This is a genomic window from Candidatus Villigracilis saccharophilus (genome assembly GCF_016711665.1).
The window spans coordinates 12,292-26,178 of record NZ_JADJSO010000023.1 but is presented as its reverse complement, the minus strand read 5'-3'; the positions used below and the strand labels follow the sequence as shown (position 1 = coordinate 26,178).

Here is a 13,887-nt window from a genome sequence, read left to right as displayed (position 1 = left end):
TCAAAAATAGATGGCCTTTATGCCATCTATTTTTTGATTTAAACGGGGGGCGCATCTTTCTTCAAAAACAAGATAAATCCCACCAGCCTTAGGCCTGCACTCACCCACAACGCGCCGCCGAGACCGATATAGTCCGCGATCCAGGTGCCAAGCAGCGGCGCAATGATCGCGGATAAGTATTGCATGGACTGGGCCAGCGAGACAAAGGTCGCTCCATATTCGGGCGGTACAGTCTTCATCAACTCATCAAAGAAGACCAGGTCAAGGCCTGATTGGAAAAGTCCGGCAATGCCTGCATAAAGGATGATGAGCGGAACCTCGGAGTTGCAGCGGTAAGCGCCGGATAGAAGATCATGCCGAATGTCGTGGCAAGCAGAACGAAGCGTCCGCCATATTTGCGGGAGGACCACGGCCAGAGGAAGTACCCCACGAGCATGACGAGCGTCATGGTCATGGTAATGGTCCCGATCTGTGAGTCAGTGGCTTTGACCTCGCGGACCAGGAACAACGGCATGATCGGTGCGCTCAAGGTCATTGCAGAGAAATACACAAATTTTTTTGAGGCAAAGGATATGAACGCAGGTTCACGGCGGATCAAGGAGAAATAATTCCGGGCTGAATCCCAAACCGATGAGGATGGAGCAAGCGCGGGCGGAGGCGAAGCCTGATCCGGGCAGTTTGATCCGATTCGAAAAATAATAGCTGATCAATCCGCCAATGGACAGTCCGAAGAACATCATCTCATAGTTGCGCGGAAACTCAACCAGATCGATCACACGCGTCACAAGAAAGGTCATGACCACGCTGGTCAGACCGAAGATTGCCCAACGGCGGCTGAGCAGGGCGTAGCGTCCCTCAGGCCCCGCAACCGCATTCATGACAACCGAGAACGCGACCGCCAGGGCAGTTTGCGGCAGCGTGGCAAATGCCCAGACCGCAAGCGTGGCGATCACCGCATATTCCTTTGATAAAAGGAATGTGAACAGCCCCGTCATGGTGAAACATGAAATGACAAGCAGGCGTGAGACGCTGTACCAGGGCACGATGTTGCGGCGCGTCTGCAGGAAACGGCCGACGATGATCGCGAGCACCAGCCCGGTCATACCCGGCATGGATGTGAGCAACCCCACCTGAAAATTACTCGCGCCGAGGCGTGTTAGAAAGACAGGCAGGAAGGGCGCGGCGACATTCGAAATACTGACGCCGATCGCATCTATCTGTACATAGCGAAAATTTCTTTTCTGGATTTCCCGTTCATCTGAAGGATTCAACATAAGGTTTGACCGCTGAAATTATAACGCCTCGAAGATTGGTAAAATTACGAGATGATCAGAATTACAGAAATCCAGGCGAATCAGGTAACGGAAGCAAAATACGTGATCTCGGCCGTAGCCCAACGTATCTTTGTGCCCGAAAAAACGGTCCAGGAGTTTTACGATATTCTGGAGGAGGAAGGCGAGTTAAGCGATGTGGATAATTTTCAAAAGGTATATGTTGAAAATTGCGGCTTATTTCTGGCAGTAATGGATAATGATAAATTGGTCGGCACGGGGGCGGTAAAAAAACTGGACGGGAAGACTGCCGAGTTAAAACGGCTCTGGCTGCTTGAAGAGTATCACGGACAAAAAATCGGCTACCAGGTTGTCTCCCGCCTGCTCGATTTTGCACGCGCGCAAAAATATGAAAGGGTCTGGCTGCAAACCAGTTTGAAACAGGAGCGCGCGATCAGTTTTTACACACGCGTAGGATTTTATAAGATCGCCAATTATCGCGAAAGCATGGATAATTATTCGATGGAAATTATCTTGTAATGATGCGTATCAGAAATTAATAACCCCTGTATCCCCGCGCGACACTTTCGATCGCATCCTGCCATTTGGGTAGTTGATCAAACAGCTTGCGCATCACCTCTTTTGTGCGCTGACTGAACAGATCATAATTCCCATAGGCTTCACCAGTCTGCGGGTTGACCAGATCGGTCACGCCGCGCAGGATCAGGCACTTGATCGCATTCTTTTTCGCCACCCAGGCGATCGCGCCCGACTCCCAATCTGCGGCGACAGCATTATATTTTTCGATCAAGGCTGGAATATCCGTACTGACGATATCGCGGTCGGCTGAGACCAGTAATCCGCGCAAAACAGGGACAGGCAAAATACGCGGCAGGAAAGACATATCCATTTCAGTGGAATAATACTCAATGGCTTCATCTGGATCTGACATCTGTTCAATGATGTCATAAACGATGGTCTTCTCGACCAAAATGATCGTTCCGCGTTCGATCGATCCCTCAAAGCCGCCGCAAGTCCCAAGATTGACGATCAACTCTGGCTGAAAGTGATCGATGACGTATTGTGTGGAAGCCGCCGCTGAAATTTTCCCCCACCCGCCGTGGAATAAAATTACAGGCTGGGCATCAAAAGTATGTTCAGCAAATTCGCCATAGGGTGAATTTTGAATCTCGAGATGTGGATACAGCTCCTTCATCACGCGCCATTCAGCATTTGCAGAAATTATAGTGACGGTTTTCATGAGACCTTCCCTTCCAAATAATCAATAACAAATTGCAAAGCCGCGTCCGCCGAATATTGTTTGTTTTGCCCACGATCGCCGTCCCACAGAAAATGACGCACCCAATTCCCATCCCTGGCCGAAAGGCCAAACCAGGTTGAGCCAACAGGTTTTTCCGGTGTTCCGCCGCCAGGCCCCGCCACCCCGCTGACCGAAACAGCGATATCAGCGTCAAATAATTTCCGCGCACCAAGCGCCATTTCAAGGACCACTTCTTTACTGACCGCGCCATGCGTATTGAGCGTATCCCAGGAAACGCCAAGCAGTTTGCTCTTGGCTTCATAGGAGTATGCCACCACGCCGCCGGAAAAATATTCTGACGAACCGGAGATGTTCGTGATGCGGTGTGAAATCAATCCGCCAGTACAGGATTCTGCCGTGGCAAGTTTATATCCACGCACGCGTATGGTTTCTTTCAATACCTCTTCAAATACAGTTGTCATACCGATCTCCTGAAAATTTGAACCATTATACTTCGGGTATAATGCGGCAATGTCCAACTGGAATGGGAAGACGATTGGCAATGTGCAGATCGGTGAGTTCATTGCGCGCGGGGGCATGGCTGAAGTCTATCTCGGTGAACATAAATCACTTAATCGAAAAGTAGCCGTAAAGATCATGCGCGATCATGTTGACCATGATCCGGACACACGCCTACGTTTTGAACGTGAGGCGCGAGTGGTCGCAGGCCTGCGCCACCCCAACATCATTCAAATGTTCGACTATGATCTGGTGGAAGGTCAGCCCTGTCTCATCATGGAATATGTGCCGGGAGCGACGCTTGCCAATTATCTAAAGGCTCTGCACGCCCGCAAGGAAAAACTTCCGCCAAATATGATCGCTCGTATTATTTCCGCGCTTGCTGCCGCAATAGATTACGCCCATTCACACCACATTGTTCATCGGGATATCAAGCCCGCCAATGTTATGCTGCGCTCCGCCAGCGGACCGGTCAATGCCGATGAGCCTTTACCCGCGGATGTAGAACCGATATTGACTGATTTTGGATTGGTGCGCCTGCTCGACTCATCCATCCAAACCTCAAGTGGAACAGTCTCCGGCACTCCTGCTTATATGAGCCCGGAACAGGCGCGCGGCGATAAAGTCAGCCGCAAATCCGATATCTACTCACTCGGCGTGATCCTGTATGAAATGTTGGCAGGAGCAGTGCCTTTCGAAGCAGAATCATCCTTTGGCGTTTTGATGAAGCATATCAACGAGTCGCCGCCGCTAATTTTCGGGATCTCACCAGACCTGCAAGCCATCATCAATCGCGCTCTCGCAAAAGATGAGAAGCTGCGCTATCCTTCCGCGACGGAAATGGCCGAGGAACTGACAGCAGTTCTCAATGGGCAGCGGATTTCAAAGAACACAGCCGGCATTGCCAAACACGCACTTGAATCATCAAAGAACAAAAATCAAACGCACTCTTTCAATTGGATCTGGGCAGGCTTCTTTACTCTTATTCTGATCGGAGCGAGTTTTATCGCTTTTCGATCTTTATTTCTCCAATCGGTGGATAAGGACAAGCCCGTTGGCCGTGTTGTTTTCTCTGACCAAAACGCCCTGATGGATAAGATCTCGATCACACTTGGCGATCTTCCCGCGCTGAAAACTGGCTCCCATTACGAGGTTTGGCTGCTGGCTGGAGGCGGAGAGATCCGACGTAATATCGGCATACTTAAAATGGATGAGTCTGACCAGGGGCAGTTGGTTTACACCAATCCCGATCAGGAGAATATCCTGTCGTTGTTTGACCAGATCGAAGTTACGATCGAACCGAACAATGATCCCGCTCCTGATAGATCCTCCGCCGATATTGCAGCATCCTCCGTATTTCCTGCGCTGGCATTGGTCCATGTACGGCATATTCTGACAGTATTCGAACCTGCCCCGCAGGAGACCGCACTCATCCAGGGATTATGGGGCGCGGCAGACGGGTTGTATACAAGCGTGGATGAATTGCAGGAAGCATTCGCGAACGGTAACGAGGAAATTGTTCGGAAAAAAAACGAGGAGATCATTAATCAACTTACCGGGAACATGAACACAGCCCAGTACTTGGACTGGAACAGCGACGGCACAATTGACGACCCATACGATGGTTTTGGATTGCTTCAAAATGGCGACCCCGGCTATAACGATCAAGGATATATTTCACAGACCGCTTCACACGCGCAATTCGCCAGACAAGCAGCTGATGCAACAGAGAATATAAAAATACAAAGCGCGAATTTGGTTTTCTGTTTGGATAACATGAAAAGCTGGTCTGAACAGCTGCTTACAGAAGCGCTGCAATTACAGGCGATGTCTTTTGGCCCGGAAATGAAAACACTTATTACGGAAATGACCGTGCTCACAAATCAGATCATTTCCGGAGTCGATTCAAACGGCAATGCATTAATCGAGCCGATCATCGGCGAAGGCGGAGCCACTACCGCGTATGAATACGCCTACTATCTGGCAGAAATGGCGCTCCTGCCAGGCTCATCCTCCGCACCAAAGACAGGTGAGTAAGCAAGTATTAATCATAAAAACGGCGCTTGAATCTTAAATGATCCAAGCGCCATTTTTTTATTATCCGCGCACGATCAACTATGGCATCAAATTATTGATGCCGCCAAAAGTATCGCCAATAACTGGCCCAAGTAAAAGGACGGATATACCCGCCACACAAGCGCAGAAGATAAAAACAACACAACCCGGCAGGAACACGGAACCTGCCGCCTGTCCGTAACCGAAGCGATTGACAGCTTTTACCGCCATTACTTGCAGCATGAGAGCATAAAGACTCAAGCCCAAAGAGATCACTCCCGTGCAAATCCCTACGAACGGAATCACACCAAGAAGCGCGAACAACGATGATGCAATTGTGAATGGAACCGTGATTGCAGCCATGGCATATAACATTTTTTCATACGTCCCCGTTCCGCCGAATAATTTTGCGATCCACTGGATAATCGCCGCCCCAAGCGCAAAGAATACAACAGAGAACAGCCCGGCCAGTGGGGATGCGCAAAGCCCGCCAATGAGCGAAACTCCAACGCTTCCACCGCCGCCTGTGGTTTGAGGCAAGTATTGTTCCAACCCAGGTATTTGCTGAAATTGCGAGCCGACACCAGTTGCCATGCGGATCGTGACTGCGAATGCCTGAATGATCCCGGAAAGCGTCCCAGCGATAAAGACCCAAATATAAGCGGTCTTGGCGCTCACATCTGGATGTTCGGTAATATCCACAAAGGTCTGCTCATTGGGTTTGGTGACTGCCTTGATCCAAACTGGCAGCCAGCCGGCCGGTCCAGGTTTGGACTCGATCACTGGTGTATTAGGGGGCATTTGTTCCATTTGAATTTCTCCTTATTAAAATATTAACTTCATATCGCATTATACGCATCAAATCAAATTAAGTTCCGCTTTATTAGTAAACTGCCTGATCGGTAACTTCCAGTGCTTTGTCCAGAACATCCATGCCTTCCTGTAATTGATCTTCATCAATGATCAGCGGCGGTATGATCAACACGGTATGCCAGTGAGTATATAAAAACAATCCATGATCCATGCAATATTTTCTCAACGCAACCATCTCCGGTGCAGACCCGTTCCAAGGGGTCATTGGTTCTTTTGTCTTTCTATCTTTGACCAATTCGATGATGCCGAACAGTCCGATATTTCGGACTTCCCCAATAGATGGATGCGCCTCGCCCAGATCCGTCAGCATCCGCCTCAAGATTCCGCCCATACCTGCCGCGTGCTCGACAAGTTTATCTTCCCTGATGACATTAATGTTCGCAACAGCAGCCGCCAGTGAAATGGGATGCGAGGTATAGGTCAGCCCGCTTTCAAAGGCGTGTTCGTTAAAAGCCGCAGCGATCTCGGGTTTCATGGCAACCGCGCCGAGCGGCGCATACGCTGAGGTGAGTCCTTTTGCCATGGTCATAATATCCGGCACCACATCCCAATGCTCGATGGCAAACATCCTCCCTGTACGGCCAAACCCGCTCATGACTTCGTCTGCGATCATCAGGATGCCGTATTTATCGCACAAGGCGCGCACACCTTGCATATATCCCTGCGGCGGGATGATGATGCCGTTCGTGCCTGTCACCGATTCCATGATAATGCCCGCAATGGATTCAGGACCTTCATATAAAATTATCTCTTCCAAATGGTTGACATAATCGCGCGCAAAATCCTCTTCCAAAATATTTGGATTTGTGCGATGAAACGTGGAGCGATAACGATACGGGTCAAGGAAATGCACCACCCCCGTCATCAGATTCGGCTCCCAACCCACGCGGCGTGGATCACCGGTGACAGCCATCGCGCCCGCGCTCGCGCCATGATACGAACGATAGCGCGCAAGGATTTTGTGACGTTTTGTATATCCACGCGCCAGCTTGATGGCATTCTCATTCGCATCTGCGCCGCCGAGGGTGAACAGAACCTTGCTTAACGCGCCCTGCGGTGTGACATCCGCCACAGCCTTGCTCGCAATCGCGCGGATTTTAGTCGCCATGCCCGGCGCGGCGTAAGGCAATTCCGCGGCTTGATCTTGCATAGCTTTGATAACACGTTCATTTCCATGTCCGATATTGACGCACATCGTCATAGAATTGAAATCAAGATAACGCTTGTCATCCACATCCCAGAAGTACACACCTTTGGCGCGCTTCACAGCAATGGGATTTACTTTGGCTTGCGCAGACCATGTCCAAAAGACATGGTCCTTGGAAAGAGATAGAATTTCGTCATCGGGTAGCTCAAACATCGGAAAGCCTCTTTGGGATTTATGAATTTAGAAAGGGTACACCAGTAGTTGATGACAAATTATAATCCCCGTCAGCCTATGAACACATTTCGTTATAAGCGCATCGTTGTGATCGGCACGACCTCATCGGGCAAATCTACGCTGGCAAAAAGATTAGCCGAAAAGATCGGCGGAGACTTTATCGAATTGGATGCTTTGCATTGGGAATCCGATTGGGTGGAAGCAAAGCTCAAAGTGTTTCGAGAGCGCGTCGAAACGGCGACCGGTTCACAGGTCTGGGTGGTGGCGGGAAATTACCATGTTGTGCGTGATCTGATCTGGCCGAAGGCACAGGCTGTCATCTGGTTGGATTATTCATTTTCACTCGTCTTCTGGCGATTGCTTACCCGCACGATCCGCCGCTGGGTCACACAGGAGGAATTATGGAATGGAAATCGTGAGCAATTTTGGGGACATTTCAAGATTTGGTCTGAGGAATCTCTTTTTCACTGGTTGTTCAAATCATATTGGAGAAGAAAACGGGAAACACCTCAGCTTTTGGCTTTGACCGAGCATGTCCACTTAAAAGTATTCCATTTTCAAAAGCCGAACGAGACTGAAAATTGGCTAAAAAATATATGATTCACGTCCTGCGAAGCCATGCGATAAATTGAAATGATTCGAGCGTGATGACGGTCAACAAAAGTATTCTCCATTCATTTGTAAAGCTCGCCCGCAAAAGCATAGTGATGGAAGCAAGGAACAAACCAACCAACGAAAGCAAACTCAACCGCACAATATGACGGCGCTCCACTCCCTTTTTATCTTCTTTTACAGTAATAAAATGCAGATGATGGCGAAACCGTGTCAGATCCCATGCGACCAGTGTAAAGATACCGCCTGAAAACATCCAGCCCGGCGTGAACCGAAACCATAGTCCAAATGCAGACGCCAGTATCGCAAGGATCAGCCCAATCCATGAAAACCAGCGGACACCATTCCAAGCCGTGATGAGCCACAAGATGCCAATAAAAACGATCCAGCGCACAACAGAATCCAAGCCCACTTCCGCGTATCCCCAGGCAAGCGAGCCGCTACCGATTAGAATACTAAAAAAAAGCGCAATCCCTGTCAAAATATCCTCCATTTGAATTCTACCATTTGACCACAAGCCGCATGTTATACTGCCAAAACAAAGGATGAGTTATGAAGGATGAATTCGTTTGCAACGGCGCGCTGCATCCCAAAGCAATTGAGGGATTGAAATTATTTAACAAAAAAAAATTCTTTGAAGCGCACGAAGAATTGGAAGATGCCTGGCGCGACGAGACAGGGGAAATCCGTAACTTGTATCAGGGCATATTACAAGTGGCAGTCGCCTATTTACACGTCACACGCAGAAATTTTAATGGCGCGGTCAAAGTATATGAACGCAGTGCCAGGTGGCTGAACGGCTATCCTGATGTTTGCAGGGGAATTTTTGTGGGGAAATTGAGAAGAGATGCAGAAACAACTATAAAAAAGCTAAAATCACTGGGGGCGGAAAATATAGCGGAATTCGATATGTCGTTATTCCTTCCCGTGGTGTGGAAGGAGAAAAGAGCGTGGTTCTGCGACCGCTGTGGAACTGAGATGCACGAAAAAAACTGTAAAGTCAGCTGCCCCAATTGCGGCAATCGTTTTGACTGCTCGGATTTGAATATTTATTTTGATTGACGAGTGCGCTGCGCACGAATTGTGCTTACGGCAATGCAATCGGTGTGAGGGTGGGTGTTGGCTGGGGAATTGGCGTTGGCGATAATTCGAGCCAGCCACTGAGATTAAAGTATTCGGATAAAAACGCATTACGCTCAATTTCCGTCATTGGGCGCGGGCGGGAGAAATCCTCAAGCATCGCCGTGAGGATTTCCACTCCAAGATAATGGCCGTCATAAAAAACATGACGATCCAAAAACTCGCGGCGCGTTCCATCAATGACCGTCCCATCAGAAAGAGTGTAGTACATCTGATCGAAGAACAAATTCCCCAAGCCGTAATGAACAAATGAAGCGCCGCGAAATTCCATGATGTGCGGATAATGCGCCTGACTGCCACTGACCACGGTCGCACCCGCATCCGCCACTTCACGAAAACCCTTAACGTGTGTATAGCACGGGCCGGCGTAATAACATTCCTCATGTTGGAATGTGAAGATCACCATATAGCCCTGCGCCTTCAACGAGTGAATTTGATCCACAAAGAAATCGTAATCACAATCTGCTGCCCCAGGCGTAGTATCCGTGGCTTTGGCATATTTCAATTTTCCATTGCACCCCATGAATGCGATCTTGTTTCCATTCACATTCATTAAGATTGGCTGACGCGCTTCTTCAGAATTCGCACCACCGCCATAATAGGGCAGGTTATTTTTCTTATATATCGCAAGCGTTTCGAGCATCGCGTTCACACCGCGGTCTGCAAAATGATCGCCAGTCAATTCGACAATATCTGTGCCGATGTCCAAAAACAGATCGAGATATTTTGGGTCACTGCACAAAAGCAAGTTTGTATAACTAAAATTCGGAGTTGGGCAGGCCGCATCAAACGGCACCTCGTTGCTGATATGCGCCACATCAGCTTCCCGCATCCAATCCCTGATCAATGAACCGGGATAGGTCACACCTTTTATTTCCATGGTGGCGGCAGTAGCGCGCACCAATGCGGTCACGCCGGTCAATATAACAGTCGCGAGTTTGGATTCGTCTCGATTCGACGCAGGCAAAACAAATGTCAAAGATGACAAACCAAAATTTATTTTCAGCGGATATTTAGCCACATCGAAATCTTTACGGAGCGGAGATTGACCATCCACACTCAAAACCTTCCATTTTGGCTGGATGTCTTCAAATGGGATGATCGCCCAGACAGACTCTCTCCACGCCGTATCCATTAATTCATCGCTTGACACGACTCGGACGGCGCCTGAAGCTGGTTCACCCCAAACGGCTGTAAACGCCTTCAGTGTGGATTCTGCCATTAGTAAGCCACGCCCAGCCATTGGTCGTCCCGAAGCTGAACCGTTCCATAAAGAAAGCAGATCCTGCTCGGTCGCATTATCTGTCACAGTTGCAAATGGTGCAACCAGGGCATACACCCACAATGTGCTTTGAGACACGTCTGCGATATCTAATTTTTGAGTGGCAATCGATGGATCGATCGTAAAAGGAATATTCCAAGTCTTGGCAAGATCAACAAGGGCATCAGGAACAGCAGGACTCACCCACAAGGCTTCAGGCACTGAAGTGTTGGTGGCTGCCGGCAAAGATGGAATTGGGGAAGGCGGAGGAGTCGCCCTGCCAACTTCATCAGGTACACATGCCGCGAGAATCGAAAAGCAAATCAGGTAAATTAAAGTTTTTTTCATACAATTTCTATTGTTCTTATATTCAGATATAAACGCGAGGCGTTTTATACGCCTCGTGTTGGGTAAGTATTATTGATCAATATAATGAATTATGCTTTGGAGGAAAATGATATTTTAGAAAGTGTAAATTCCTTTAACACATCTTCGTCAATGGTCACACCCAGGCCAGCTCCGCGCGGCACGTCAATGGTTGAATCTGAATTTAATATAAAGCGCTCGTTCGTAATATCGCGCACATAATATCGATCTGATGCCGAGATATCGCCGGGCAAAATAAAGTTAGACAGAGAAGCCAGGGCAATGTTTGAGGCGCGTCCCACACCCGTCTCCAACATTCCCCCACACCAAACAGGCATCGAAACGTTCTTACATAGATCATGCACCATCACTGCCTGACTCAAACCGCCTAATCTACCCGCCTTGATATTAATGATACGGCAGGCTTTCATCTCGATAGCATAACGAGCATGGCGCGGAGTAATAATGCTTTCATCCAGGCAGATCGGTGTCTCAAATTGTTCCTGCAATTTATGATGATCCCAAATATCGTCTTCAAACAAAGGCTGTTCGATCAACAATAAATTCAGCCTATCGAGCGGAGTGAGTATTCTCGCATCTTGCATTGTATAGGCAGAATTCGCATCCACCTGCAAACGAAGATCGGGAAATTCTTTTCTTACAGCAGAGGCATCATCCACATCCCTGCCGGGTTTGATCTTGATCTTTATACGGGCATATCCCTGCTTAACATAGTCTGTCACACTTTTCACCAGGTTTTGAGCTGATGGCTGTATCCCAATTGAGACACCCACTTCAACTTTTTCGCGCACGCCCCCCAGCAATTCGCGCAAAGATTTGCCCTCGCGCTTGCCGAGCAGGTCCCATAGCGCCATTTCCACCCCAGCCTTGGCAAGGTGATGTCCGCGAATGCCGGAGACTCGCTCCTGAAAATCCAACGCACCTTTAATATCTTTTCCAATAATTAACGGCGTGATGAATTCCTTAAGAATGTGAAGCGCGGTCCCAGTCGTTTCATAGTTATAGCCTGGGTCACGTGAAGCGACGCACTCTCCATACCCGATCAATCCCTCTGAATGAATTGTGATCAAGATACATTCGCGGTCGGTCTCACGGCCAAAGGATGTTTCAAACGGCGAGACAAGCGGCATGGACAAATGCTGAAAGGTAATCGATTCTATTTTCATTTGTTTAATAACCTTGTTTGAACGACAAAAATATCAATGATCAACCTGGACATCTGTTTGCTCATCCCCAACTTTCAGCGCGCGTAATACGTCATCAATACCAGATGATTCCAAACGCATGCCAGGCGCAGGTGTGCCGCAATACGGACAGATATTCCAGGGTAATTCCATGAATTTTGAACAATGATGGCAGGTCTTCTTTAATTTTGTGTGGCAATTTGGACAGATCTGCCAATCTTCCTTCACACGCCGCTCGCAGCCCGGACAAAGCGGAAGATCTTCCAGCGCTTGCAGCAAAGCTTCCTCTTCCAGCGTGCGTTGATATTCCTCCTCCAATGTCCGCTGTGGACGCAGAATCAAATAGATCAGCACGCCGGGCAAGTTCAATACAGCCACCAGTAAAGACGCGAGTGTTTGCACGAGCGGATCACGCGCGCGCGCGCGAATATCCCGATATGTCCATACTACAAGGCTTATCCACAATGCAGCTAAAAATGCGCCCCCAAATGCGGTCAACACGAGCGCAAAACTACTTAAAAAAACCGGGTCAAAGGTCATAATAACTCCAGAACTGTATCCTCTTAAATCAATTTATTCGTTACAAAATGGTATGAATGGAAAGCTATTTTAATCCATTATCTCATGGAGTTTGGAAAACAAAACGCCAATCCGTCCCGCTCTGAGTGTAGGAAGAGTTCACACCCATCACCTGATAGAAAGTTCGCCCTGGACGCATATAGATGGGTTCCCCTTCCAAAGTGGTAAGCAGTACCGGTTGATCCTGGTAGGCACGATGCCAAACAGCAGGTATTGCCACCCCGTCACGGAACACATAGGCATTCCCAAAATCCAACAGGTCAATGTTAAATACTTGATCATGCGCGTTATAGGAATTTGCGTAAATATGAGGAACAAACAGCACAACTACATTTTCAGCGGTAACAGGCAACCCTGTTTGCGCATCCGAAAGCGGGGCATACGCTTCTGGCTTCCCTTTTACCATGTCATTTGCTTCCTGGTAGCGAAAATATTTATGAGTGGCGGGATCATACTCCCAATAGTTGTAACTATAAATTGAATAGGAAGAGAAAATGCGGGTCACAGCTAATGGACTTTCGGGCAAATCCTCTGTGAAAAATCCGCCATTGATTACCTGTGGAGAATTATCTACGCCTTTCTTTATGGCGCAAGCAGCCCACTTTGTAGAGTTAAAAAATTGATTGTTATAGGAGTCGCGGTGATATGGTCCCGTGAAATAAGGGGAACAGCCACCAAACCCAACAATGACCAGGAAATCATTGAGGTCACTGCTTTTCAAGTAATTTAATTCACGCGGATCCGCTGATTTAAATACGAGGAATGCATGATACATACGCGTGACATGTTCATCAAAAAAGCGACCTGAGCGCACAGGTCCGACCATTTTGGGGTTATTTGAATAGAATACTGCGATAAAACGAGTATCACCCCATTCTATATAGTATTCATAGACGACATCCGCCAGAGTCAATCCTGATTGAGGGCGAACATAATCGGGCGAGTTCGCTATTTTTATTGCAAATGGTCGATGTTCGAAAGTAGATGGATCGCTGACAATCAATCCGGTCAGCGGGTTGGTGATACTTAGGGGGGTAACTTCAGGTGGAGGCAGTATCTGCACAGAACCAGATAATCCCTGAGCGGGAACATAATAAGACGGGTAGGGTGTATAGGTAGGTTCGATTTGCGGAGTCGACAGGATTAAGTAAGGGTCAATATTTGTATCGGCTAAGGGCTGGAAAGGTGTCAAGGTAGTGTCAAAAGGTAAAATCACACTCGGTGAAACTGGGATAGGGGCCAGTTCGGGAGAAGAAGCGCAGGAAGCGATCAACAAAATATTTAATATCAGAACAACGGCCCTGAACTTAATGCGCCTGTAAAGTCTAAAATCCATACGAATGATTGTACCAAATCAGGATGCT

16 protein-coding genes are annotated in these 13,887 nt (G+C 48.3%); 4 read left to right on the top strand and 12 right to left on the bottom strand.

Annotation, left to right across the window (positions count from 1 at the left end):
* Positions 1-38: 38 nt before the first annotated feature.
* The 3 genes from IPL17_RS09585 to IPL17_RS09575 are packed head-to-tail and all read right to left on the bottom strand — an operon-like array spanning position 39 to position 1,274.
* On the bottom strand, positions 39-290 hold the full coding sequence (locus tag IPL17_RS09585; RefSeq protein WP_345306932.1) for a hypothetical protein: 252 nt from the start codon (positions 288-290) through the stop codon (positions 39-41).
* Positions 239-598, bottom strand: a complete 360-nt coding sequence (locus tag IPL17_RS09580) for a hypothetical protein (protein ID WP_345306934.1) — start codon at positions 596-598, stop codon at positions 239-241. The genes IPL17_RS09585 and IPL17_RS09580 overlap by 52 nt, the downstream gene beginning before the upstream one ends.
* Positions 585-1,274 (bottom strand): hypothetical protein, encoded by a 690-nt coding sequence (locus IPL17_RS09575; RefSeq protein ID WP_345306863.1) that lies wholly within the window; start codon positions 1,272-1,274, stop codon positions 585-587. The genes IPL17_RS09580 and IPL17_RS09575 overlap by 14 nt, the downstream gene beginning before the upstream one ends.
* A 51-nt stretch (positions 1,275-1,325) precedes the next feature.
* On the opposite strand from IPL17_RS09575, the gene IPL17_RS09570 reads away from it, so the two are divergent.
* On the top strand, positions 1,326-1,811 hold the full coding sequence (locus IPL17_RS09570; protein ID WP_345306862.1) for a GNAT family N-acetyltransferase: 486 nt from the start codon (positions 1,326-1,328) through the stop codon (positions 1,809-1,811).
* 16 nt (positions 1,812-1,827) lie between these two features.
* On the opposite strand, the gene IPL17_RS09565 is transcribed toward IPL17_RS09570, so the two are convergent.
* Together IPL17_RS09565 and IPL17_RS09560 are read right to left on the bottom strand one after the other, a co-directional pair.
* Positions 1,828-2,532: a 5'-methylthioadenosine/S-adenosylhomocysteine nucleosidase gene (locus IPL17_RS09565; protein ID WP_345306861.1), complete on the bottom strand. Its 705-nt coding sequence runs from the start codon at positions 2,530-2,532 to the stop codon at positions 1,828-1,830.
* Positions 2,529-3,014 (bottom strand): CinA family protein, encoded by a 486-nt coding sequence (locus IPL17_RS09560; protein WP_345306860.1) that lies wholly within the window; start codon positions 3,012-3,014, stop codon positions 2,529-2,531. Before IPL17_RS09560 ends, IPL17_RS09565 begins: the two co-directional genes overlap by 4 nt.
* A 49-nt stretch (positions 3,015-3,063) precedes the next feature.
* Between IPL17_RS09560 and IPL17_RS09555 the strand changes: the two genes are divergently transcribed.
* Positions 3,064-5,088, top strand: a complete 2,025-nt coding sequence (locus tag IPL17_RS09555; protein ID WP_345306859.1) for a protein kinase — start codon at positions 3,064-3,066, stop codon at positions 5,086-5,088.
* 78 nt (positions 5,089-5,166) lie between these two features.
* Here the strand turns inward: IPL17_RS09555 and IPL17_RS09550 are convergent, their stop codons facing one another.
* Together IPL17_RS09550 and IPL17_RS09545 are read right to left on the bottom strand one after the other, a co-directional pair.
* Entirely contained in the window at positions 5,167-5,916 is a 750-nt protein-coding gene (locus IPL17_RS09550; protein WP_345306858.1) for a Yip1 family protein, read from the bottom strand.
* Between the two features lie 73 nt (positions 5,917-5,989).
* The gene (locus IPL17_RS09545) at positions 5,990-7,339 is read right to left on the bottom strand and encodes an aminotransferase class III-fold pyridoxal phosphate-dependent enzyme (protein WP_345306857.1); all 1,350 of its coding nucleotides are present in this window, start codon (positions 7,337-7,339) and stop codon (positions 5,990-5,992) included.
* 78 nt (positions 7,340-7,417) lie between these two features.
* On the opposite strand from IPL17_RS09545, the gene IPL17_RS09540 reads away from it, so the two are divergent.
* Entirely contained in the window at positions 7,418-7,960 is a 543-nt protein-coding gene (locus IPL17_RS09540; RefSeq protein ID WP_345306856.1) for an AAA family ATPase, read from the top strand.
* 1 nt (position 7,961) lies between these two features.
* On the opposite strand, the gene IPL17_RS09535 is transcribed toward IPL17_RS09540, so the two are convergent.
* A complete protein-coding gene (locus IPL17_RS09535; protein ID WP_345306855.1) occupies positions 7,962-8,453 on the bottom strand; it encodes a hypothetical protein in 492 nt (163 codons plus the stop codon).
* A 71-nt stretch (positions 8,454-8,524) separates the two neighbouring features.
* On the opposite strand from IPL17_RS09535, the gene IPL17_RS09530 reads away from it, so the two are divergent.
* Positions 8,525-9,034 carry a DUF309 domain-containing protein gene (locus tag IPL17_RS09530; protein WP_345306854.1) on the top strand — a complete coding sequence of 170 codons (510 nt, stop codon included), beginning with the start codon at positions 8,525-8,527 and terminating at the stop codon, positions 9,032-9,034.
* 25 nt (positions 9,035-9,059) lie between these two features.
* Here the strand turns inward: IPL17_RS09530 and IPL17_RS09525 are convergent, their stop codons facing one another.
* The 4 genes from IPL17_RS09525 to IPL17_RS09510 form a co-directional block, all read right to left on the bottom strand.
* Positions 9,060-10,721, bottom strand: a complete 1,662-nt coding sequence (locus IPL17_RS09525; protein WP_345306853.1) for a CapA family protein — start codon at positions 10,719-10,721, stop codon at positions 9,060-9,062.
* Between the two features lie 89 nt (positions 10,722-10,810).
* Positions 10,811-11,926 carry an o-succinylbenzoate synthase gene (gene menC, locus IPL17_RS09520; protein ID WP_345306852.1) on the bottom strand — a complete coding sequence of 372 codons (1,116 nt, stop codon included), beginning with the start codon at positions 11,924-11,926 and terminating at the stop codon, positions 10,811-10,813.
* Between the two features lie 33 nt (positions 11,927-11,959).
* The gene (locus tag IPL17_RS09515; RefSeq protein ID WP_345306851.1) at positions 11,960-12,484 is read right to left on the bottom strand and encodes a zinc ribbon domain-containing protein; all 525 of its coding nucleotides are present in this window, start codon (positions 12,482-12,484) and stop codon (positions 11,960-11,962) included.
* 82 nt (positions 12,485-12,566) lie between these two features.
* On the bottom strand, positions 12,567-13,859 hold the full coding sequence (locus IPL17_RS09510; RefSeq protein ID WP_345306850.1) for a DUF3048 domain-containing protein: 1,293 nt from the start codon (positions 13,857-13,859) through the stop codon (positions 12,567-12,569).
* Positions 13,860-13,887: the final 28 nt, after the last annotated feature.